Origin of the sequence: Bacillus cereus group sp. BfR-BA-01309, from assembly GCF_022664315.1 — a bacterium.
GTDB lineage: Bacteria > Bacillota > Bacilli > Bacillales > Bacillaceae_G > Bacillus_A > Bacillus_A mobilis.
In genome coordinates this window covers 110,703-132,296 of the sequence record NZ_JAKUHE010000009.1, presented here as the reverse complement: position 1 = coordinate 132,296, position 21,594 = coordinate 110,703, and the positions used below count along the sequence as shown (strand labels likewise).

The window sequence follows — 21,594 nt, the reverse complement described above, 5'->3', positions numbered from 1 at the left end:
ATAAAGAGGAGGATCCCCCTGATGAATCCAAATAATCGCTTAACAACAAACCAAGGTGCTCCGGTTGGAGATAACCAAAATTCTCGTACAGCTGGTCGCCGTGGACCGGTATTATTAGAAGACTATCATTTAGTAGAAAAACTGGCTCACTTTGATCGTGAACGTATTCCAGAGCGCGTTGTACATGCACGTGGTGCAGGTGCTCACGGTGTATTCGTAACGAAAAACAGCATGAAGCAATATACAAAGGCAGCGTTTTTACAAAATGAAGGAACTGAAACGCCTGTATTTGTTCGTTTCTCAACGGTTATTCATGGTCAAGGTTCTCCAGAAACAGCTCGTGACCCACGCGGATTCGCTGTTAAATTTTATACAGAAGAAGGAAATTACGATATTGTAGGTAACCATTTACCGGTCTTCTTCATTCGTGATGCAATTAAATTCCCTGATATGGTGCATTCTTTAAAACCAGCACCTGATACAAATATTCAAACGCCAGATCGTTACTGGGATTTCATGACGTTAAGTCCAGAATCTACACATATGATGACATGGGTGTTCTCTGATTACGGTACACCAGCAAGCTATCGCGAAATGGAAGGTTTCGGTGTCCATTCATTTAAATGGATTAATGCAGAAGGTAAAATCGTCTACATTAAATATCACTGGAAACCACAGCAAAGTGTACGTAACTTAAGCGCAAAAGAAGTGCAAGAAGTACAAGGGAAAGACTTCAACCATGCAACTCGTGACTTGTTCGATGCAATCGAAAAAGGAAATTATCCGAAGTGGGATTTACACGTACAAGTGATGCAACTAGAAGAAACGGATTCTTTAGATTTCGATCCATTAGATCCGACGAAAGTATGGCCAGAAGATCGCTTCCCATTAATTGAAGTAGGGACAATGACGTTAAATCGTAACCCGAAAAACTTCTTTGCAGAAGTAGAGCAAGTGGCGTTCTCTCCAAGTGCAACTGTAAATGGTATTGAACCATCTGAAGATAAATTATTGCAAGGTCGTTTATTCTCTTATCCAGATACACAGCGTTACCGTCTTGGAGCAAATTATTTACAAATTCCAGTAAACTGCCCGTACGCAGCTGTTCATAATCAACAACGTGATGGTGCGATGCAAATGAATCAAAATCCATCTACAATTAACTACGAACCGAGCCGTCATACTGAAAATCCAGTTGAAGACCCGACTTACCGGGATTCAACTATGAAAGTAGAAGGCTACGTATCTCGTGAAAAAATTGACAAACCAAATGATTTCAAACAAGCAGGTGAGCGTTACCGTTCATTCTCTAAAGAAGAGCAAGATAACTTAATTGCAAACTTAACAAATGACTTAAAAGACGTAAATGAGCGCACGAAATTACTAGCTGTTTGTAACTTCTTCCGTGCAGATCAAGAGTACGGAATGCGTTTAGCGCAGTCTTTAAATGTTGATATTACGCAATATGTAGGGAATGCTCCGAAATAAATAGGAAAAGACGACTGTTTAACAGTCGTCTTTTTGTATGTAAAAGATATTTTACATGCGGGGCGAAAGATGTTAAACTGTTGTCAAATAAGTTTTACATATAAGAGGTGTATTTTGATGGATGTTTTGATTTTTATTATTGCGTTAAGTGTCTTTTTATTTGTAGTGTTTGCTATTATAAAAATGTTTATAGCAATTGGAAAACAAGGTGATGAACGTGCTGCGTTTATAAAAAACAAAGCGATGGCTGAGACGTTTCAAATTGCGATGGGGCTAATGGTACTTGAGATGATCCCGTTTATTTATCATCGTTTTAATGAAACGGTAGGAACGCCGTTTAATCCAGTTCGCTTTTTAGCTGTAATAGCTGTGGCATTTCTTATTATTTTAAGTACGAATAAAAGAAAGTACGGCGATTCGTAAGTTACGCCGGGACAGGGTATTTTTCGGGTTCGCTATGTCGGAATTTGTTGATAAATCGATATGTTGTGTCGAAACGTCGATATATTGAAATAATCGTTGATATATTTAAAAAATCGTCGATATATCCGGAGAATCGCCGATATATTCGTAGCAATACTAGATGGGGTATTTCAAGGCGCAAATATAAACACTATGTAACAAGTCCCTATATTTAATAAAGCTAAATGGCCTGAGTTCTACAGTAGATAGGAACTCAGGCTTTTTTATGCGAAAAATTTATGAAATCTTTTTGGGATAAAACTGAGGACAAGAAAGAGTGCGATTTCGCCTAAAATAGCGACAATGATATTGAATAAGAAGGTGCGAAAATTTGCAGTAATATGATTAAGAATAGCGTATTTCCAATAAGATAAGCTCATGAAAATCACTCCTTGAGGCATTTTTTATAGTATATAAAATTTGTTTTGTAAAAGTGCATGTCTTAGTTTGTAATTTGTAAAAAAACAAAATGATTTCTCAATATAATCTCAACAATTGAGTAAGAATAATATGGAATATATTACCTGACCCCTTGCATAAGAATAGAAAAATTCACAAAACACTTTTTTGAATTAACACAAAATTTACAAAAAACTAATAAATTGTTGAAATAATACAAACGAAAATATATACTCGATATATACTTTTTACAAAAAAAGGATGTGGTGAAGTGGATTACATGTGTACTTAGCTGTATAGGTTTTGTTTATTTTGTGGATTTGAAAAAATTAAGTGAGGAGAAATGTACATGTTTCGATTTATGAAATCACCAATCGGCATAGCGGTTGGGGTAGCGGCGGTTATATTGGCGTCACCGAAAGCGAGAAAGGGACTAAGAAAACTAGCGGTAAAAACAGTATCTGCTTTTCTTGGTGCAAAAGAACAAATGCAAAGTGCTGGTGCAGAAATGGAAGAGGTGTTACCGAAAGTGAAAGAAACGGCACGTAAAGTGGCAGTAAAAACAGTATCACCAATTATTGGAGCAGTAGAAGCGGTTCCAAATACGATTTCTAAATTTCAGGAAAAATGGGCATCTCATATAAATGCATATCATTCCAATGAGAGTGTAGATTACGAGAGCATACCTGTCACTCCTTAAATAGTAAGTGATGTTACTTCATTTACAAGGATAAGGAGGATGATGATGCAGAGTAAATCATTGAAACCGAGATTTATACGATCGTTACCTGGAAGAATTCGAATTGAAATATATAAACTGAAATACAACATGAATTTGGCGAACTTGATAGTAGAACGTTTTCGTGACGTGGAAGGTATTTATCGAGTGAGTCCCTCTATTTCTACAGGAAGAGCCCTTATTACTTACGATATCAACAAGACCTCTCTACATACAATTTGTGAAATAATTAAACTCCTAGAAGAACAAATTACAAAGAATAATAACCTTAATAATATTGAAGAAACGAAGAAAGTAGAAGATTCTTCATCTAGTTTAATTTCTTACGAGAAAAAAGGTGAAGGTGTTCCGTTACCGCTAGCGCTTTCTGTCGTTGGATTAGGTGCTTTCGGTATAAAACAATTATTTATGGGAAGATCTGCTTTAGCTAGAAGCCCAGGACTTTTTTACGTATCAGGTGCTTTATCTGTTGTGACGGGATATCCGTTTCTAAAACGTGGATTCAAAAAAATGGTTGCTAGCAAAAAGGTGAATTCTGATCTAGTGCTTGGTATAGGAACGTTAGCACTAGCACTTGCGCGCGAAAATATTGTCGTGCTAGCGGGACTTAGTCTATTAAACTATTTAAATTGGAAGCGTAGTCAAGCGAACATAAATGAAGAAACAGATTCGTATAAAGAACGAATTTTATCCCCAGAGATTAAAGCATACAGTGAAAAGCAATCGAAATGGGGCATGCTTTTTGGCGGAGCAACATGGGCATTTACGAGAAATCCGTTACGCGGAATGGCGGTCTTATTAGCTGCGAATCCGAAACCGGCTGTTTCGTCTGCTGAGTATGCATGGCGACAAGGAGATCTCGTTGCGAGAGAAAGAGGATACCTTATTCCAAATGAAGGATCGTTATCTCAATTGTCCAGAACGAGAACAATTGTATTTGACGATGTCTCTCGTATATTCCGTAATGAAGAAGCGGAGATTAGCTGTATTTCAGAAGATGAAGGGCAAGTTCTGTGCACGGCAGCCTCATTACTGGAGAAAAGTGAGCATGATTGGAAAGATGAGGTTGTGCAACGAGCGAAGCAAACAGGAAGAACGTTAAGAAAGGCTTTTGAAATCGAGATTGATGAAGAAGGGATAAAAGGTGAAATACAAGGTATCCCATCTTTTGCCGGTAGTAAAGAATTTATAGAACGAAATGGTGTAGATATAAGCCTTTATGAGTTAGAAGCGAAGAGACTGAGCAAAGAAGGATTTAACGTTCAGTTTGTTGCTAAAGGTCAAAAATGCCTCGGATTGTTAGTTGGATCAAAAATAGCAATTGTTCCTGAGTTTGCAAATATCTTTCATAAGTTAAACGAAAATAAATGTGCGATAGCTGTTATGAACAATAGTTTAAATATGAATGAGAGTGTTCTTACGCAATACGGTATTGATACAAGTTGGCAACATAGCGATGTTGTAGAACGTGTAGAGCGTATCCGTTTGAATGGGGAAGAAGTGTTATTTATATGTGAGGAAAAGATTGAATTCCCGTCAATATCTCACTATGAAATGAAAAATGTCTTTCAATCAATGGCGTATGCAAAACGAATCGATTTATTGGTGAGAGAACATTTTCGAGTAGCAAAAATGTGGAATATTGCCGGTGAGATGTTGGCTGTTTGGTCTATATTTACGGCGCCTGTTATCGCTTTATTGGCGAACGCTCTATCTTTAACGTTTTTATCTAGAGCGAAGCGAGTGAGTGAGAAGATTTTTTCTAATGAAGAGATAGTAAATAGGAACGAATCCGCAGCAAGAGAACCTTCTCTGAAATGGTATACACTCTCGCAAGAAGACGTAATAAATGAATTGCAAGTGGAAAAACAGCAAGGATTAAGTGATAGAGAAGTGCAAATGCGACAAGAAAAGTATGGAATGAATAGAATGGAACCGAAGAAGTCTGTCCCTTGGATTGTGTCATTTATGGGGCAATTTAAAGAGTTCACATCGCTTATTTTACTTGGAGCAGCTGGCTTGTCTGTATTATCAGGCGGGGTGTTTGATGGATTGGCAATGGGGACCATTCTTATTGTGAATGCGGTAATTGGAACGCTTCAAGAGCGGAAGGCCGAAAAAGTAGTGGAAGCTTTAAATCAATTTCGTGCGCCGAATTGTATGGTAATCCGAGAAGGAGAAGAAGTAGAAATAGCCAGTAGTGAGCTCGTTCCTGGGGATATTGTCTGTCTTCAGGCTGGAGACCGTGTGCCTGCTGATCTTCGTACTATACATTCTTGGAATTTAGAAGTTAATGAAGCGATGCTAACGGGTGAGTCTTTACCTGTTGAAAAGAAAGAGGATGCTATAGGAGAAGAATGTTCGTTAGCGGAGCGGAATAATATGCTCTTTATGGGGACGTCCGTAACGCGCGGAAAAGCGAGAGCAATAGTAGTGGAAACAGGGATGAGTACAGAGATGGGTTATATGATTTCCTTAATGAAAGGAGAAGAAACAGAGCCTACACCACTCCAGCAAAAGGTGACGTCTATTAGTAAAACATTTATTAAAGGGGCATTTGTAGCTGGTGGTATCGTACTTGTGGCAGGATTACTACGAGGTTTGCCGATTACACAAATGATTACAACATCGGTTGCTCTTACAGCATCAGCTGTTCCAGAAGGTTTGCCGATTATGATTACAATCGCTTTAAGCGCAGGGATATTCCGTATGCAGAAGCAAAATGCACTCGTTCGGAAACTTTCCAGTTTAGAAACGTTAGGCAGAACAACTGTTATTTGCTCTGATAAAACAGGTACTCTTACGAAGAATGAAATGACGGTTAAAGTGATCGCTACGCCAAATCGTGTATGGAGTGTATCAGGTGACGGATATGAACCGGTAGGTAAGATCTCGGATGTAACGTCATCTAAAGTCGCCGCTGCTGTAGAGATGGAAGTAGAAGAAGTGACTTATCATGAAAGTGAAAAGACACCGTTAGAAAATCCAGATTTAGTTCGCGTTCTGCAAATTAGTGTCCTTTGTAACAATAGTAAATTAGAACAAGAAGAGAATCAGTGGATCGTGAAAGGTGACCCGACTGAGGGGGCTTTGTTAAGTTTGGCTTCTAAAGCGGGTGTGTCACATGAAGATATGAAATCATTTGAACGACATCATGAAGAACCATTCGACTCTGAAACGAAAATTATGAGTGTTGTTTGTCAGGAAAATGAATCACTGTATAAGTTTTCGAAAGGATCTGTAGAGGCGATTCTTACTAGATGTAAATGGTATCAACATAATGGTGAAATCTATCCGTTATGTGAACAAGAAAAAGAAGTTATTTTACAACAAAATGAAGGTTTTGCAGAACAGGCGTTACGAGTATTAGGTTTTGCATACAGTGATGGTGAGAAGGATGATCTTATTTTTGTTGGGTTAGTTGGTATGGTGGATCCTCCGAAGCCTGAAGTAGAAGAAAGTATTCGTGAAGCGATTGAACTTGGTGTAAAGCCAGTCATGATTACTGGTGATCATCCAACCACGGCGATCTCTATTGCGAAGCAGACTGGTATTTGGAATCGTGATGATCGTGTTTTAACTGGGATAGAAATTGATAATTTAACAGATGAAGAGCTAAAAAATATCGTGAAAAACACTTCTGTCTTTGCGCGAGTAACACCGGCTCATAAATTACGCATAGTAACTGCATATCAAGCTGACGGTCAAATTGTTGCGATGACTGGAGATGGTGTGAATGATACGCCTGCTATAAAGAAAGTGAATATCGGTATTGCGATGGGGCAAACAGGAACAGAAGTAACGAAAGAAGCTGCAGATCTTATATTGAAAAAAGATCACTTCGGTTCCATTGTGGAAGGGGTAAAAGAAGGTAGAACGATCATTGGTAATATTCGTAAAGCGGTTGGTTGTTTATTAACGGGAAATTTAGCTGAAGTATTGGTGACAAGTGCAGCTGTTATTGCAGGGATGCCGATTCCGTTAGTGCCAATTCAAATTTTATTAATGAACCTTATTACGGATGCTTTACCGGCAATGATTTTAGCTGTAAACCCTGGAAACAAAACGAAGCAAACGAAACGCCAAGATATTGTGGATAAAGAGCTATACAAAAAGGTTGTGACGCGAGGTATATTGCTAGGAGTAGGATCGCTTACTTTATTCGGTATGAGTTTAGCTGCTGGTGTGCCTCTTGTAGTAGCGCAAACATCAGCATTTGCGGCGTTAGTTGCAGGTCAACTCATTCAAACATTTTCTTGGAGGCAAGAAGGATCGGACGAAACAATGCGTGATTGGTCAAAAGATCGTTTCTTTGTAACAGCGTTAGGGACGTCTTGGCTTGTATTATTATCAGCTATATATGTTCCGTCATTTGCTCGTATATTCCATACAGTGCCATTAACGCTTATACAATGGATACCTGTTCTTCTTGTAGCGGGCACAGTATCTCAAATTTCGAAGCCTATTATTAATTTAATTTCATATAAGAATGATGACTCGGCAAAACCGGTAGTCAATGAACTAGCATTATTAAAAACAGTGTAAAGGAGCAATGAAAATGATACGAAAAATTGTTATTGGATCTACTTTAGCATTAGCGAGTGCCGCTTTATTACCTGTTGTAAGAAATACACTTCGTCCACTTGTTGAATCAGGGGCAAAAGGTGTGAAATCTACTTTTGAAACGATTAAAGAAGAAGTAGAAGATATTATTGTAGAAGCGAAAATGGATAGAATGCAAAAACAATTTGAGAAAGAACTTTCTTACGTTGAAGATGATCACGCTGAAGAGCAAGAGGTAATAGAAGCGGCTGCAAAGGTTGAAGAAATGGAGGAAGTAAGAAATGACGCATAAAGCTGTTGAACAAGATGTGGATTATCATTTAGAAAAAGCGTTAGAGCATTTTGAACAGGCGCTAGACTTGAGTGTAAAGGCGGCGTTAGAAAATAAAGCAATGCAAAAAGAGATTGCGACTAAAATGGGGTCTTTTACAGGAGAAATTTTTCAATCTGTTCGTGAAAAAGGAAAAGTGAATCGCATGAATATAATGAAGTGGTTCACGCTACCTCGCTTTTAAAAAGAGTTGTTAATTGGGAGGGATAGAGGGAGTTTTTTCTCCCTTATCCATATTCCGTACTATGTATGTCACGTTAGTTTCCGGAATGTTCAACAATATGAAGGGGTGAACGAAATGGCAGCATGGATAATGGTATTGGCATTAACATTTTCATCAAGTATCGATAACTTAGGGGTAGGGATTTCTTACGGCATTCGAAATATAAAAATTAGTCATCTATCAAACTTTATTATTTCGATAATTTGTTTTTTATTTAGTGTAGTAGGAATATATTTTGGTTTATGGTTATCAAAAATTTTACCTGGGATTATGCCAGTTGTAATTGGCTCATTCTTATTAGTTATAATTGGTCTCCGAATTATTTTACTAGCAATACCTCGTAAGGTTCCGGTGCAAGAGACTGAGGGAGAGGTGGCAAGTGCAGAAATAAATGGCTTAACGAAAAATATCGGTAAATCTGGTGAAATCGGTTTTGCAGAGTCTATTTTTCTTGGAATTGGTTTGTCCGCGAATGCACTAACGAACGGCTTAGGAGCAGGGTTATTCGGTTTAAATCCAATTGCTATTTGTATTGCAGCTGCAGTTGGTAGTTTTATTACAGTGTGGGGCGGAGTTGCGTTAGGGAGAAAAATCGCTCACGTTCGCATCGGTAAATTCACTTTAGGTCAGTTTGGTACATTGATTAGTGGAACATTATTACTAGTTATTGCGTTTGCTGCATTTTTTGATTAATTCATAGAAGGTGAGTGAAATTGAGATTACTGTATAAAAGGCTAAAGTACTCGGAGTTAGAGTCGGAGTTGCAATTAGTGGAAAGTGTTTTAACTTCAGGATACTTTATTTTATTAGATTTACTCTTTGTATCTTTCTTATTGATGATACTAACCTTTTCTCTACATCATTCATTTTTTATGGCAATCGTTATATTCGTCAGTTCTTACATAATTTGCGGTAGTGTATTTTTATTATTGCGGAAATGGTTGAAATGATTTTAAAAAGCTATCTTAAATATAAGATAGCTTTTTTGTTTGCAAAATGTAAACATATAAAGGGACTTCTATCTTGTAAATGGTCAGAAAAATTTGTTAATATAAAGTGTATAGAGGTTGTAGTTATTTTTCTTATAATAACTATGGTTATTCTCGTGAATAAAGGGGAATGAGATATGTCTCAAGATAATGAAAGAAGTAATCTTGGATTGTTGTTGAAAAAGTTACTTAAAGAAAAGTCTTTATCGATGCGAAAACTTAGTTCGCTTACTGATATTGATACCGCTACTATTTCAATGATCGTAAATGGTAAGCGAAAGGCGAATCCGAAGCATTTACAAAAGTTCGCAGAGAGCCTTGATGTTCCGGTAGGTGATTTGTTTGTGGCGGCAGGTTATTCTATTGAAACGAAACAGGAGGAGCAATCTGATATTCACGTTTCCATTAATAACATTGAACACTTACTTGAATCTGCCCAGCTCTATGATCAAAAGTTTAGTATATCGAATGTAGAGCAGCAGTTAGCGAATTATGAACAATATTCGCAAACTGAAGAAGGGAAAGAAACGATTGAAAAGGGGTTTCTTGAAAAGATTCAAAAGGTAAGCAGTATTGGCCCGTTTATTAATGATTTGAAAGAATTGTACGAGAGGTTTACGAAGAAGAAGGGGACGACTGCAGAACTTGCTTTAATGGGAAGTGCGCTCATTTACTTTATATTATCGGTCGATGTAATTCCAGATTATATATTTCCAATCGGTTATTTAGATGATGCGGTTGCGGTGCAGCTCGTTTTAAATGCACTAATGAAAAGATAAGATATTTATATGAATAGACAGATAAAGATATTTATATACCAATAGTTTGGAATACTTGTATCGTTATGAATATACGAAAAAGGTGTACCCCGTGTTAGAACGGAGTACACCTTTTTCGTTTTAATTAGCGGATTTTTCTACATACTCATAAGCTTTTTCTCCGTGCATCGAAATATCAAGTCCCATATGTTCTTCGTGTTCGTCTACCCGAACAGGGAGGAAGAAGTTAATCGCTTTAATAATGGCATACGTCATGATGATCGTGAATGCATATGTTGCGCCGATTGCTACAAGTTGTTTAAACAGTAAAGCCGCGTTTCCGTAAAATAATCCGTTAGCGCCATCACTGTTTACCGTAGTAGTTGCAAATAGTCCTGTCGCAATGCCACCCCAAGTTCCGCCGATGCCGTGGCATCCGAATGCATCAAGTGTATCATCGTATCCGAATTTTGTTTTTAAGAAAAAGACTGCTCCGAAGCATAATACGCCGCCAATTGCTCCGATAAGAAGAGCTGAGAAAGGTGTAACGAACCCGCAAGCTGGTGTAATAGCGACTAGACCAGAAACAACTCCGCAAGCAGCTCCCATCGCAGTCGGTTTTGATTGGAAGAACCATTCTGAAAGCATCCAGGTTAATGCGGAGGCAGCTGCGGCTATATTTGTATTAATAAATGCGGTTAAAGCTACATCATTTAAAGATAATGCACTTCCGACGTTAAAACCGAACCAGCCGAACCATAGTAAGCCTGCGCCTAACATCGTAAATGGTAAATGGTGAGGAGACGAACCGTTTATGTTTTTTCGTTTTCCGAGAAAAATAGCTAATACAAGGCCAGCCACGCCAGATGTAATATGAACGACATTACCACCAGCGAAGTCTAACGCGCCAAGCTCTCTAAGCCACCCGCCAACGCCCCATACCCAATGAGCGACAGGATTGTAAACGATTGTTGTCCATAGAAGGATGAAAATAAGGAAAGCGGAAAATCGCATTCTTTCGGCGAATGCACCTGAAATTAAAGCAGGAGTTAAAATGGCGAACATGAGTTGGAACATCATAAATAAGTTGTGAGGAATAGTAGATGAGTAGTCTGGATTTGGTGCGTAGGTAACGCCGTTTAAACCGAACCAATCGAGTGTACCGATAAGTCCGTGCCAATCTGGTCCGAATGATAAAGAATAGCCAATCAAAATCCACTGAATCGAAACGATAGCCATTGCGCTATAACTATGCATTGTCGTACTGAGTACGTTTTTACTGCGAACCATGCCCCCATAAAAAAGTGCCAATCCTGGTGTCATTAACATGACCATTACTGTCGTTACAAACATAAAAACCGTATCTCCTGTATTCATTCTCTCTCCTCCTATAATGTCAGAAAAAATTACATCAATTTGTTATGTTTCATATCATATTCGAAAAGAAACATAAAATCAACTAAAAATTCAGAAAACTTTATACTTCATGTTAGGAAATCTGACATGAAGTATTTTGCGGAGAAAGAAATCAACGTATGCGATTCGTCTGGATAATTGGTATAATATTCTTACAATTAAAAAACATGGGGGATGCGTGTGAGGAAAATACGGACTAGGAAACTATTCATTTGTTTTTGTTTAGCTGTCGTTTTGTTTGTACCAATACATACGTTTGCGGATGAAAAAAGAGAGTGGCGAGACGAAGTTATCTATTCCATTATGATTGATCGCTTCAATAATGGAGAACCGAAAAATGACAAACAGTTAGAAGTTGGAAATTTGGAAGGATATCAGGGCGGAGATATAAGAGGGATTATAAAAAGACTGGATTACATAAAAGAAATGGGCTTTACGGCTGTTATGCTTTCTCCGCTTTTTGAAAGTGGAACGTATGATGGGTTAGATGTGCGTAATTTTCAAAAGGTAAATGAACATTTCGGAACAGAAAATGATGTGAAAGAACTTGTACAAAAAGCGCACGCAAAAGGAATGAAAGTTGTACTTCAATTTCCATTTGGGGAAAATGAACAACAAGTCATCGACGCGATGAAATGGTGGGGCAAAGAAGTTGATTTAGATGGAAGTTATGTGATACATAGTGAAAAAAAGTCGGATGCTTTTTGGGATGGCGTACAAAAAGACATGCAAGCGATAAAGAAAGATTTTCGTATTATGACAGAGGGAGATAGTGAGTATAACGAAAAAATAGTAGAATCGTTTTCAAAAGCGGATGTATCAGTGAAACCTTTATATGATGTGAGTAAAAAAGACGGGAAATCCATTATATTTTTAGATAATCAAGATACAAAAAGATATGCTCGTATTGCAAAAGAGCATATGAATTATCCGCCATCTCGTTTGAAACTAGCTCTCACATATTTATTAACATCACCGGGTATTCCGAATTTTTATTACGGGACTGAAATTGCATTAGATGGAGGAGATACTCCGGATAATAGACGATTAATGGATTTCAAATCAGATGAAAAATTTATGCAGCACATAACGAAACTAGGTGAACTTAGACAAACGAGATCATCTCTACGACGCGGTACGTTTGAACTTTTGTATGATAAAGATGGAATGAGTATACTAAAACGAAAGTATAAAGATGAAGTCACATTAGTAGCGATTAATAATACGAAAGAAACACAAAAAGTGGCTGTACCTGTAAGTACGATTGGTGAAAAACAAGAATTAAGAGGATTGTTAGAAGATGAAATTATAAGAGAAGAAAACGGAAAGTTTTATCTCGTTTTAAAGCGTGAAGAATCAAATGTGTATAAAGTTAACGGGGAAACAGGCGTGAATTGGTTATTTATCTCCTTAATAGTCGGTGTGAATGTATTGTTTATTGCGTTTTTGATTGCGGTTAAAAAGAGACGGAAATGAGTAACGGATGTGTTGTTCTTAATAAGTACGAAAACAGGCTAAGGAGAAGAGTGTCTCCCTAGCCTGTTTTTGTGTGAAGTGAGACTCTCTCCTCGAAATGCAGCTGAGCAAAGAAGTGAAAAGACATTTAGAACAAACAACAATTGCAACTATACTGATTTTACATTACATTAAAGGGTGAAAAATATTCTGATACTCATTAAGGGCTATATTTGAGGAGGAAAAATGAAATTTTACGATTTGGGTATTACCATTAAAGAACTTAGAATGAAAAAGAATATATCACAATCTGAATTGTGTCATGGAATATGTTCACAAAGTCAAATTAGCAAAATAGAAAAAGGTATAATTTATCCATCTAGTATATTGTTATATCAGTTATCTGAAAGACTTGGTATTGATCCAAATAATATTTTCGCACTAACTCAAAACAAAAAACTAAAATATGTAGAAAATGTAAAATATGTAATGAGAGATTGTATAAAGCAAAAACAATATAATGAACTTTACGAAATAGTGAAACAAGAGAAAAACGAAAGTAATTTCCAGTTAAAAGAAGATAAACAATTTCTAATATGGCATGAAGCAATTGCTATATTTCATGTAAATAAATCAATAAAAACTGCTTTAAATCTTTTAAATAGTGCATTAAAACTAACTGTAACGAATGGTGATTTTTTATCAGAAAGAGAAATAGATATTATGCAGTCAATGGCTATATTTTATGGGGAAAATAAAGAATATGAAAAGAGTATTAATATATTAAGAAGATGTTTAACGAATTTTAACAAGTTAGATTTTCCTAGAGATAAAGAGATTAAATTAAAAATCATTTTTAATTTAGCGGAAATTTTAGGTCATGCAAATCAACATGAAGAGGCAATAAAATACAATGATATGGGTATCAAATTAGCTATTAACCTAAACACGTTATATTTATTAGGTGAATTATATTATGGGAAAGGTTGGAATTTACTAAAGCTGAAACAATATAATGAAGAAGATGTAGCTGATAACATGAAAAAAGCATTATTTATCTTTGAACTAACAGAAAAAGAAAATCTGATCAAAATAGTTAAAGAAAAATATTTTGAAAATCAAAATAAAAAATGACTCATAATTTCTAATGAATACCTTATTAATTTCTATAAAAAAAGGCACCTTATGGTGTCTTTTTTATAACTTATATCATCAATTATTACATTTTATAGGTTTCTTATACCAAGATTTGTTGATGTATTTGCACTTCGCAGGTGTTGAAGTTTTAGATGTATCCCCGGGTGTAGTTATATTATTAGAACACCCTGCAATATATAGACAGAATGTAGTTAATAAAAAACATAGTATTAATTTCTTCAAATAACCACTTCTAACTCTTTTTTAATTAACATTTCTTCATAAAATAAATTCCTTACTAATTTTACATTACATGAAAGGGTGGAAAATATTCTTATACTCATAATTTGTTACATTTGAGTGGGGAGGGAGGTTTTTGCGCCGATTATTAAAAGGACCTTCTTTATTTATGCATAATAATTAAATACCCATTCTAAATATCTGATTGCTCGTAAGCTTAGACTTTGTAATATTTTCTCTACTAGCTAAAAAAAACACCCTCTACACAGAGGATGTTTTTCTTTTTAACGGTAGTTAATAAATTGTACGTCAATCGGTAAGTCAGCGCTACGAACTGCTGCGATAACTGCTTGTAAGTCATCACGGCTTTTCGCTGTAACACGTACTTGGTCATCTTGTACTTGTGTTTTTACTTTTAATTTCATTTCTTTAATGATGTTGTTAATTTTTTTCGCGTTATCTTTATCGATACCTTGTTGAAGTGTCGCGCGTTGGCGAACAGTGTTACCAGTCGCAGCTTCAACTTTTCCGTAGTCCAAGTTTTTAATTGGAACGTTACGTTTTACAAGTTTAGCAATTAGAACGTCTTTTACTTGGTCTAATTTGAACTCATCGTCAGAAGTTAAAACTAGTACTTCTTTTTCTAATTTAATATCACTTTTACTTCCTTTAAAGTCATATCGGTTTTGGATTTCCTTTAATGCGATGTTAATTGCGTTTGTTACTTCAGGTAATTCTACTTTCGAAACGATGTCAAAAGAACTCTCTTTTGCCATAGTTAGCACCTCCAAATAAATTTCTAATCTTTTTATGTACTGTACATACTAAAGTATAGCTGAAAACGAGTCTAGACTTAAGTGTTTTCATACTTATATTCATGTAACCTCATTTTATTATAGTGAATTTTGGGCAGTTGGACAAATAAAGGGGAAATCGTGTTATAATTAACTTTTGTTTGGAATGATAAAAAAGATAATGTTATCCCGCATTAACGGGCATTCAGTTAGAACAAAGAAGTTAAGTGGGAGATCCACTGCCGTAAACGCCCGATTGGTGAGGGCTGCTAATCAGTGGGAAGGAACAAAACGCCCACTGATTAAAGTTTCACTTTATATAGAGAAGGGAATTAAAAAATATGTATTTACAATTAGGAGCAATTGAACAGGTAACTGTTTTACGTGAAACAGAAATCGGATATATGGTTGGGAATGAAGAAGAAGAAATTTTCCTACATAAAAACGAATTAGTTGGAGAAATTGCAGAAGGCGATACGATTGATGTATTCTTATACCTTGATCATCAAAATCGTGTTTCAGCAACAATGAAGGAGCCACTTATTACAACTTTTGATTGGAACTGGGTAAAAGTTGTAGAAGTTATCCCTAGTTTAGGTGTGTTTGTTGATATTGGTGTATCAAAAGATATACTAATCCCAGCTGATGAGTTCCCGATTTATATGCCAGTATGGCCAGAAGTTGGAGACGAATTATATTGTACGCTAAAATTAACGAATCGTGATCGTCTTATCGCTCTTCCGGCAAGAGACAGTGATATGCAAGAAATTATCGTAGATGCGACACCATCTATGCGTAATAAAAACGTAAATGGACGTGTGTATCGTTCACTTCAAGTTGGTTCATTCATACTAACTGATGAGCATTTCCGTGCTTTCTTACACCATACGGAAAGAAAAGAACAAGTACGTATCGGTGAACGTGTAACGGGCCGTATTATTGACGTAAAAGATGATGGTACAATTAACATTTCACTTCTTCCTCGTAAAGAAGAAGGAATGGAAGATGATGCTGCTGTAGTTTATGCATATATGGAAGAACGAGGCGGAGCAATGCCATTTTGGGATAAGAGCAACCCAGAAGACATTAAAGAACGCTTCAACATGAGTAAAGCTGCATTTAAGCGTGCGCTTGGTAAGTTGATGAAAGAAGAGAAGATTTATCAAGAAGAAGGCTGGACGTATTTTAAGAAATAAAGTGAGACTACAAAGAACTATCTTTTCTCTAGGTTTATTAGGGAAGTGATAGTTCTTTTTTGTTTGTGGTAAGAGGATCATTGGAAGAGGAATATTTTAAAAAATATAGAAAGGATAGATAGTTATATCTATATGAAAGAGAGTGTGAGTCTAAATTTAATTGAAAAGAAAAGAGGTATGTAAATGAAGTATTATAACGCCGGATACCTCATCATTTCCTACGATAGGGAACTTATCTATAAAGAATGTAATATCGAGGGGCTATCACAAACAATTTTAACGATATGTAAGGGGGTTCGCCCTACATTTCCAGATTATTGGTTTTTCCCTTGGTGTAATTCAAATAAAAATGATCCTATTGCTCAGATAATAAATGGAAGGTTAGAGATTAGTAAAGAAGAGCATGAAAGTGCTCAAGCTTTTTTAGATACACTAACGGAAGAAGAAAGGTTTGTTTGGCCGAATGTTTTTAAAAATTTAGAGGATGCGAGATTCTTTAAGAAAAATTATTTAAAGGCGATAGAAAACTTAGAAGTTATCGGCTTAAATCTTTCAGAAGAGTATCGGATGGACTTTTTAATGAATGAGCGGGAAGAAAATGACTGTAAAGTTTCCACATATGGTTTTCTCAAAAGTTCATTACCTAATGATGTTAAGAATGATGGGATATTAGGATTTGATATATGCGGTTATGAGTCTAATGGATTTTACTCATTTATTTTCAATAATTTACAAGCGGACTTTAAAGTGTTTGGCAAGAAATTAAATGACTTATCACTCGTTGATAATTATGAAGATGCAAAACAGATTATCCATTTAATTGATAATAGAGAAATTGAAGCAGAAGAAATCTTATGGTATCCGTGGTTAATTGTGAAGTACATATAATGTGTTAGAGAAAGAGAGGTACGGAAATGCAAGATAATGTACTAGAACAATTAATAAAACGACTTTCCATATTATCCCCTGAAAAAGAACGTGAAATAGTAGCGGTCGATTTAAATGATATATATGAGAGTAGTAAAAGTTTTGAAAAATTACTTGAAAATATTATAAACTCTCATCAATCTAAAGAAGACTTAATAGATACGCTAATTGAAGTAGAGATAGAATTAGATCATATCAATTGGCATTATAAAAGCTTGAAGAAAAAGTTGAAAATATTGATGGAAGATTAAAAAGCACGATCTTATTTTATTAAATAAGATCGTGCTTTCTTAATTCCCTTGCTCATGCGCAAGAGTAAACGTATCTTCCAAATCACTATCATTTATTTTAATATTTGCCTTTTTTAATTCTTTTTGTAGTAATTTGTGACTGAATGTAGGATCGGCAATACGTTCTGCTTCTAAGCTTTTGCGGATGGAGTCTTTTACTTCATCGTAAGGTTGTAAATCTTTTTTACCAGTTAGTTTAATAATGTGATAGCCATTTGGTGATTTGACGGGATCGCTAATTTGGCCAATTTTTAGTTTGTAGGCAGCTGTTTCAAATTCAGGTGTCATTGTACCGGAATGGAAGTATCCAAGGTCTCCACCTTTATCTTTTGATAGTAGATCTTGCGATTCTTGTTGTGCTAATTCTTCAAATGAAGCACCAGCATCTAATTTTTTCTTTATTTCTTTCGCTTCGTTTTCATCGCTTACTAAAATGTGACTCGCTTTAATTTCTGGTTTATAGTGGTCTTTCACGTCTTTTTCTGTAACACTTTTCTTAATTGCTTCATTCATAGCAAGTTTGAATTTAATTTGATTTTTGAAATCAGCTTCATCTTTTAAACGATTGTTTTCTAGTACAGCTGTGAATTGATCACCGTATTGCTTTTTCGCTTTTTGTACTTCTTTATCTACATCATCGTCAGATACTTTATATTTTTTTGTGATAACGTCTTGTGCCATCATTTCGTATAACATGTCTTTTCCGTAACGATCTTTCAACTGCTTTTCGAAGTCGCTCTTCGTAATGGCTGAGTCTGTTGCCGTAGCGACTGTAGCTGAGCTGTTTTTTTGTCCACAAGCAGCTAGCATTAATATACTTATTAGTGCAGTAATAATGAAAATATGTTTCCCTCTCATGCCAACACCTCATCCGAATATGTTATCGCTATTGTAGAATATAGAAGTGAACATGAAGTGAATTTTCAATGTTTTTTCCTGTAAAATGTAAAAAAAAGTACATCAACAATACTGTTGATGTACGATGGAATCAAAGGTGATCGGTCTTTTTAGAATAGGCACGTTTACCTTGCTGGATATTTTTTTGTTCTTGCTCATTTTTTTGCGTACGCTTTGCGTTATTATCGCGTGCTTTTTTGTCATTATCACTCGTATGTGGCATATGTATCAACTCCATTTCTAAACGTTGTACGTTTATCATTTCCTTTTTCGTAAAGACTATGTATAGCGGTGCATTCATGAATAATAAAGGTGGATTAGAAATGGATTTGAAGTTGAATTATACCGAACTTATAAAGAAGTTAATCGTTGTAATCGTCGCAGGTTTGTTAAACGCGATTGGAATGAATTTATTTTTAACGCCAGCGAAAGTGTACGCGAGTGGCTTTGCTGGATTGTCTCAATTATTATCACAAATATTAGGTGAATTTTTATCTATTCACATATCAACGGGGGTATTATTTAGCTTGTTTAATATTCCCGTCGTTATTTTAGCGTGGAAAAAGGTTGGAAAGGCCTTTACTTTCTTTAGTTTTCTTTGCGTTATATTTATGACGTTGTTTCTAGAAATCATCCCGGTCAGGGCGGTTTCGAACGATATCATATTGAATGCGATTTTTGGCGGGATTATTTCAGCAATTGGGGTAGGGATTGCGTTAAAGTGGGGAGCTTCTACAGGTGGTTTAGATATTATCGCTATGATTTTATCAAAGATTAAAGACAAGCCTGTTGGTACATACTTTTTCTTCTTTAATGCAATTATCATTATCGCTGCTGGCTATGTATATGGCTGGGAAAAAGCATTATATACTTTGGTGACTTTGTATGTATCAACGCGAATTATCGATGCGATTCATACACGTCATGTGAAAATAACAGCACTAATCGTTACGAAAAATGGGGCAGATGTACGAAAGGCGATTCATTCCCGCCTAGTGAGGGGGATTACAACTATCCCAGCAACAGGTGCTTATACAAATGAAAATAAGGAAATGTTAATGATTGTTATTACACGTTATGAGTTATACGAATTAGAGAGGGTTATTAAACAAGTGGACCCAAGTGCATTTACAAACGTACTGCAAACGGTCGGGGTGTTTGGGTTGTTTCGAAAAGATTAAAGAGGACCAAAGCTGGTCCTCTTTTTTAATGCAAATTCGTAATGTTTTGCAACTGCTCCTGCATTTCACGTAGCTGAACCTTTTCAGCTGTTGAAGAGTTTGCATAAGCAGAGTGCAAAGCGTTTTTGGCTCTATATACGAGATCTTGTTGCTCAGCACCACTGGAACAAGTTACGGCGTTTGCAACGGCATCTCTAGCTTGTTGGAATAGTAAGTTCCCCATTTAAACCCCTCCAAAAGAAGAGTTACTTCTCGCTTTTTCTGCCTCAGCTAATGTACCACGGTACGGGAATCTTGCATCATGCTTCATAACAGCATCGGCTCCTTGTTGGATAAAACGTTTTGATTTGTTCTTTTTACCCATTCGAAAAACCCCCTTTATTTAGCTGAAAACAATCGACGCGCTGACTTGTGCGTCTGATAATAGTATGAGCGTTTGGCGAGAAACTATAAGCAGGGAATTTTTAGATTACAACCCAAGTACCTCTTCTAAATATAGTGCAATACCATCTTCTTCATTTGTTAACGTCGTATGGTTTGCGAGTGATTTTAATTCAGGAATAGCATTTCCCATTGCGATGCCGTGACCAGCAAATTCAATCATTTCAAAGTCGTTATCTTCATCACCGAAAGCGATAATTCGCTTTTGTGGAATGTTGTAATGACTAGAAATTTTTTGTAATCCGACAGCTTTATTTAACCCGCTTTTTACAATTTCAATAATCGGCCAAGGTGCGCCCCATTTTCTATGATCGATTACTTCAGCATGCATATCAGTTAAATGTTGACGAATTGCGCTAGAATGTTCGTCATGTGCGTCAATTAATAAGCAAGTTGGATGATCGTTTAAAGTATTTAATAAGTCTCCTGTAAAAATCTTTGGAGAACCGAATTCGAAAATATGTTTTTTATCTTCATCAATTTCACGAACATACACATCGTCCATTACTTCAGCATATATATTTTTTACACCAAAATCAAAGCAAGCTCGGACAATTTCTTGGGCTGTTGCTAGCTCAAGAGGAGAGTGATGTGTTCCCCATTTTGAATCAAGAGGATGATGTACGTAAGCACCGTTAAAGTTTACGATGGGTGTATTCAGACCAAGTTCTTTATAGTAATCAAAACTAGCACGGAATGGACGCCCTGTTGAAATAACGACAATATGTCCTTGTTCCTTTGCTTTTGTAATTGTATGTTTCGTTCGAGTGGAAATTATTTTGTTGTCTGTCAATAAAGTGCCGTCTAAGTCTAATGCGATTAAATGTTGTTTATTCATAATTTCACCTCTTATAATAATTTTTTTGTTTCTATCTGTATTTCCGTTTTTAATATGCAGAAATAAGAGGTTAAGCTGGGTGAGAACACCAAAGATGGAAACTTCACTATATATCCATCTTACGTCGCAAAGCGCTACGGTGTCTACTATTTCTCGCTGGAAATTAAGAAAAGTCAACGTCTTTTTAGAAAGTTCAAACAAAGTTTCTTTCATTATGTACAAATTGTGAAAAGGGTTACATTGCTCGTGTGAGGAAGCTTATAATGAACATGTAATCTTCTCGTATATGTTTGACTCTCCTTTGAAACTGGCCTATAGTAGGTTGGTTTCTTTTTTTTTCTACAAATAGGAACGAAATTTCTTCCTAAGCTTGTGTCATTCATGTATATGTACAAGAATGAAATGTAGTACTTGTTTCCTAAACATGACAGAAAAGCTTTCTTTGAAAATGGATATACTAATGAGGCAAAGACGTCATGGAAGGAGAATGGAAATGGGACAAAATCGCAGGTTTCGTTCTGGACAAAAAGCGCCAAATGATGGGATTTATGTAGAGATTGGTGAAACAGGAAGTATGGTAAAAGATCCGCAAATGGTGAAATTAACTGCCGGTGAAAGGTTTCCAGATAACACAAATCATAACCGTCAGTGGACATATAAAAGAAGACCGTAACAGAAGCCGCAATCATTATTGCGGCTTTTTTTGTTATGGGGCATTGTAATTACATTTACCGTAACTTTTTAACCTGTATAATGAATGCACTCTTTTTCTTTTTCCAATAATAAGTTTGAAAATACATAAGCAAAATTATTGTATAAAAAAGTCAGTT

Annotated in this window: 23 protein-coding genes; 16 read left to right on the top strand and 7 right to left on the bottom strand. The window is 36.1% G+C overall.

The window, feature by feature from the left end; all coding sequences use genetic code 11:
• Positions 1 to 21: 21 nt before the first annotated feature.
• The 9 genes from katB (at position 22) to MR115_RS18225 (ending at position 9,973) form a co-directional block, all read left to right on the top strand.
• The gene (gene katB, locus MR115_RS18260; RefSeq protein ID WP_061678712.1) at positions 22 to 1,488 is read left to right on the top strand and encodes a catalase KatB; all 1,467 of its coding nucleotides are present in this window, start codon (positions 22 to 24) and stop codon (positions 1,486 to 1,488) included.
• Positions 1,489 to 1,605: 117 nt separating this feature from the next.
• The gene (locus tag MR115_RS18255) at positions 1,606 to 1,911 is read left to right on the top strand and encodes a hypothetical protein (RefSeq protein ID WP_242242225.1); all 306 of its coding nucleotides are present in this window, start codon (positions 1,606 to 1,608) and stop codon (positions 1,909 to 1,911) included.
• A 787-nt stretch (positions 1,912 to 2,698) separates the two neighbouring features.
• Complete coding sequence (locus MR115_RS18250) at positions 2,699 to 3,049, top strand: YtxH domain-containing protein (protein ID WP_073517565.1); 351 nt, start codon at positions 2,699 to 2,701, stop codon at positions 3,047 to 3,049.
• 45 nt (positions 3,050 to 3,094) lie between these two features.
• Positions 3,095 to 7,633 carry a cation-translocating P-type ATPase gene (locus MR115_RS18245; protein ID WP_242242224.1) on the top strand — a complete coding sequence of 1,513 codons (4,539 nt, stop codon included), beginning with the start codon at positions 3,095 to 3,097 and terminating at the stop codon, positions 7,631 to 7,633.
• Positions 7,634 to 7,646: 13 nt separating this feature from the next.
• Positions 7,647 to 7,943, top strand: a complete 297-nt coding sequence (locus MR115_RS18240; protein WP_073517563.1) for a hypothetical protein — start codon at positions 7,647 to 7,649, stop codon at positions 7,941 to 7,943.
• Complete coding sequence (locus tag MR115_RS18235; RefSeq protein ID WP_073517562.1) at positions 7,933 to 8,166, top strand: hypothetical protein; 234 nt, start codon at positions 7,933 to 7,935, stop codon at positions 8,164 to 8,166. The genes MR115_RS18240 and MR115_RS18235 overlap by 11 nt, the downstream gene beginning before the upstream one ends.
• A gap of 51 nt (positions 8,167 to 8,217) precedes the next feature.
• Positions 8,218 to 8,898: a sporulation membrane protein YtaF gene (ytaF, locus tag MR115_RS18230; protein WP_088023113.1), complete on the top strand. Its 681-nt coding sequence runs from the start codon at positions 8,218 to 8,220 to the stop codon at positions 8,896 to 8,898.
• A 20-nt stretch (positions 8,899 to 8,918) separates the two neighbouring features.
• A complete protein-coding gene (locus tag MR115_RS30070; protein WP_088023078.1) occupies positions 8,919 to 9,155 on the top strand; it encodes a hypothetical protein in 237 nt (78 codons plus the stop codon).
• A gap of 176 nt (positions 9,156 to 9,331) precedes the next feature.
• A complete protein-coding gene (locus MR115_RS18225; protein ID WP_073517560.1) occupies positions 9,332 to 9,973 on the top strand; it encodes a DUF1232 domain-containing protein in 642 nt (213 codons plus the stop codon).
• A gap of 120 nt (positions 9,974 to 10,093) precedes the next feature.
• Here MR115_RS18225 and MR115_RS18220 read toward each other — a convergent pair whose 3' ends face one another.
• Entirely contained in the window at positions 10,094 to 11,329 is a 1,236-nt protein-coding gene (locus tag MR115_RS18220) for an ammonium transporter (protein WP_097863892.1), read from the bottom strand.
• 213 nt (positions 11,330 to 11,542) lie between these two features.
• On the opposite strand from MR115_RS18220, the gene MR115_RS18215 reads away from it, so the two are divergent.
• Together MR115_RS18215 and MR115_RS18210 are read left to right on the top strand one after the other, a co-directional pair.
• Positions 11,543 to 12,844, top strand: coding sequence for an alpha-amylase family glycosyl hydrolase (locus MR115_RS18215; protein ID WP_242242223.1), 1,302 nt, complete (start codon positions 11,543 to 11,545; stop codon positions 12,842 to 12,844).
• Between the two features lie 225 nt (positions 12,845 to 13,069).
• On the top strand, positions 13,070 to 13,957 hold the full coding sequence (locus tag MR115_RS18210) for a helix-turn-helix domain-containing protein (RefSeq protein ID WP_242242222.1): 888 nt from the start codon (positions 13,070 to 13,072) through the stop codon (positions 13,955 to 13,957).
• Between the two features lie 527 nt (positions 13,958 to 14,484).
• Here the strand turns inward: MR115_RS18210 and MR115_RS18205 are convergent.
• A complete protein-coding gene (locus MR115_RS18205; RefSeq protein ID WP_061678717.1) occupies positions 14,485 to 14,976 on the bottom strand; it encodes a YajQ family cyclic di-GMP-binding protein in 492 nt (163 codons plus the stop codon).
• A gap of 359 nt (positions 14,977 to 15,335) precedes the next feature.
• Between MR115_RS18205 and MR115_RS18200 the strand changes: the two genes are divergently transcribed.
• The 3 genes from MR115_RS18200 to MR115_RS18190 all read left to right on the top strand — a co-directional run bounded on the left by MR115_RS18200 (position 15,336) and on the right by MR115_RS18190 (position 17,368).
• Complete coding sequence (locus MR115_RS18200) at positions 15,336 to 16,190, top strand: CvfB family protein (RefSeq protein WP_242242221.1); 855 nt, start codon at positions 15,336 to 15,338, stop codon at positions 16,188 to 16,190.
• A gap of 183 nt (positions 16,191 to 16,373) precedes the next feature.
• Complete coding sequence (locus MR115_RS18195; protein ID WP_242242220.1) at positions 16,374 to 17,078, top strand: hypothetical protein; 705 nt, start codon at positions 16,374 to 16,376, stop codon at positions 17,076 to 17,078.
• A 26-nt stretch (positions 17,079 to 17,104) separates the two neighbouring features.
• Positions 17,105 to 17,368: a hypothetical protein gene (locus tag MR115_RS18190; RefSeq protein ID WP_242242219.1), complete on the top strand. Its 264-nt coding sequence runs from the start codon at positions 17,105 to 17,107 to the stop codon at positions 17,366 to 17,368.
• Between the two features lie 39 nt (positions 17,369 to 17,407).
• On the opposite strand, the gene prsA is transcribed toward MR115_RS18190, so the two are convergent.
• Both prsA and MR115_RS18180 read right to left on the bottom strand, forming a co-directional pair.
• On the bottom strand, positions 17,408 to 18,265 hold the full coding sequence (gene prsA, locus MR115_RS18185; RefSeq protein ID WP_242242218.1) for a peptidylprolyl isomerase PrsA: 858 nt from the start codon (positions 18,263 to 18,265) through the stop codon (positions 17,408 to 17,410).
• A 130-nt stretch (positions 18,266 to 18,395) separates the two neighbouring features.
• A complete protein-coding gene (locus MR115_RS18180; protein WP_001120851.1) occupies positions 18,396 to 18,527 on the bottom strand; it encodes a DUF3941 domain-containing protein in 132 nt (43 codons plus the stop codon).
• A gap of 100 nt (positions 18,528 to 18,627) precedes the next feature.
• On the opposite strand from MR115_RS18180, the gene MR115_RS18175 reads away from it, so the two are divergent.
• Entirely contained in the window at positions 18,628 to 19,485 is an 858-nt protein-coding gene (locus MR115_RS18175) for a YitT family protein (RefSeq protein ID WP_242242217.1), read from the top strand.
• 25 nt (positions 19,486 to 19,510) lie between these two features.
• Here the strand turns inward: MR115_RS18175 and MR115_RS18170 are convergent, their stop codons facing one another.
• The 3 genes from MR115_RS18170 to MR115_RS18160 all read right to left on the bottom strand — a co-directional run bounded on the left by MR115_RS18170 (position 19,511) and on the right by MR115_RS18160 (position 20,764).
• Positions 19,511 to 19,708 (bottom strand): DUF3813 domain-containing protein, encoded by a 198-nt coding sequence (locus MR115_RS18170; protein ID WP_000527404.1) that lies wholly within the window; start codon positions 19,706 to 19,708, stop codon positions 19,511 to 19,513.
• Entirely contained in the window at positions 19,709 to 19,849 is a 141-nt protein-coding gene (locus MR115_RS18165) for a hypothetical protein (RefSeq protein WP_000516816.1), read from the bottom strand.
• Between the two features lie 105 nt (positions 19,850 to 19,954).
• On the bottom strand, positions 19,955 to 20,764 hold the full coding sequence (locus MR115_RS18160) for a Cof-type HAD-IIB family hydrolase (RefSeq protein ID WP_242242216.1): 810 nt from the start codon (positions 20,762 to 20,764) through the stop codon (positions 19,955 to 19,957).
• Between the two features lie 493 nt (positions 20,765 to 21,257).
• Here MR115_RS18160 and MR115_RS18155 point away from each other — a divergent pair, with 493 nt between their 5' ends.
• Complete coding sequence (locus MR115_RS18155) at positions 21,258 to 21,437, top strand: YjzC family protein (protein ID WP_242242215.1); 180 nt, start codon at positions 21,258 to 21,260, stop codon at positions 21,435 to 21,437.
• Positions 21,438 to 21,594 lie beyond the last annotated feature (157 nt).

Excerpts from the sequence above, each read along its gene's own strand:
- katB (WP_061678712.1), top strand. The coding sequence starts at position 22 with ATGAATCCAAATAATCGCTTAACAACAAACCAAGGTGCTCCGGTTGGA.
- MR115_RS18255 (WP_242242225.1), top strand. The coding sequence starts at position 1,606 with ATGGATGTTTTGATTTTTATTATTGCGTTAAGTGTCTTTTTATTTGTA.
- MR115_RS18250 (WP_073517565.1), top strand. The coding sequence starts at position 2,699 with ATGTTTCGATTTATGAAATCACCAATCGGCATAGCGGTTGGGGTAGCG.
- MR115_RS18245 (WP_242242224.1), top strand. The coding sequence starts at position 3,095 with ATGCAGAGTAAATCATTGAAACCGAGATTTATACGATCGTTACCTGGA.
- MR115_RS18240 (WP_073517563.1), top strand. The coding sequence starts at position 7,647 with ATGATACGAAAAATTGTTATTGGATCTACTTTAGCATTAGCGAGTGCC.
- MR115_RS18235 (WP_073517562.1), top strand. The coding sequence starts at position 7,933 with ATGACGCATAAAGCTGTTGAACAAGATGTGGATTATCATTTAGAAAAA.
- MR115_RS18225 (WP_073517560.1), top strand. The coding sequence starts at position 9,332 with ATGTCTCAAGATAATGAAAGAAGTAATCTTGGATTGTTGTTGAAAAAG.
- MR115_RS18220 (WP_097863892.1), bottom strand. The coding sequence starts at position 11,329 with ATGAATACAGGAGATACGGTTTTTATGTTTGTAACGACAGTAATGGTC.
- MR115_RS18215 (WP_242242223.1), top strand. The coding sequence starts at position 11,543 with ATGCGTGTGAGGAAAATACGGACTAGGAAACTATTCATTTGTTTTTGT.
- MR115_RS18210 (WP_242242222.1), top strand. The coding sequence starts at position 13,070 with ATGAAATTTTACGATTTGGGTATTACCATTAAAGAACTTAGAATGAAA.
- MR115_RS18205 (WP_061678717.1), bottom strand. The coding sequence starts at position 14,976 with ATGGCAAAAGAGAGTTCTTTTGACATCGTTTCGAAAGTAGAATTACCT.
- MR115_RS18200 (WP_242242221.1), top strand. The coding sequence starts at position 15,336 with ATGTATTTACAATTAGGAGCAATTGAACAGGTAACTGTTTTACGTGAA.
- MR115_RS18195 (WP_242242220.1), top strand. The coding sequence starts at position 16,374 with ATGAAGTATTATAACGCCGGATACCTCATCATTTCCTACGATAGGGAA.
- MR115_RS18190 (WP_242242219.1), top strand. The coding sequence starts at position 17,105 with ATGCAAGATAATGTACTAGAACAATTAATAAAACGACTTTCCATATTA.
- prsA (WP_242242218.1), bottom strand. The coding sequence starts at position 18,265 with ATGAGAGGGAAACATATTTTCATTATTACTGCACTAATAAGTATATTA.
- MR115_RS18180 (WP_001120851.1), bottom strand. The coding sequence starts at position 18,527 with ATGCCACATACGAGTGATAATGACAAAAAAGCACGCGATAATAACGCA.
- MR115_RS18175 (WP_242242217.1), top strand. The coding sequence starts at position 18,628 with ATGGATTTGAAGTTGAATTATACCGAACTTATAAAGAAGTTAATCGTT.
- MR115_RS18170 (WP_000527404.1), bottom strand. The coding sequence starts at position 19,708 with ATGGGGAACTTACTATTCCAACAAGCTAGAGATGCCGTTGCAAACGCC.
- MR115_RS18165 (WP_000516816.1), bottom strand. The coding sequence starts at position 19,849 with ATGGGTAAAAAGAACAAATCAAAACGTTTTATCCAACAAGGAGCCGAT.
- MR115_RS18160 (WP_242242216.1), bottom strand. The coding sequence starts at position 20,764 with ATGAATAAACAACATTTAATCGCATTAGACTTAGACGGCACTTTATTG.
- MR115_RS18155 (WP_242242215.1), top strand. The coding sequence starts at position 21,258 with ATGGGACAAAATCGCAGGTTTCGTTCTGGACAAAAAGCGCCAAATGAT.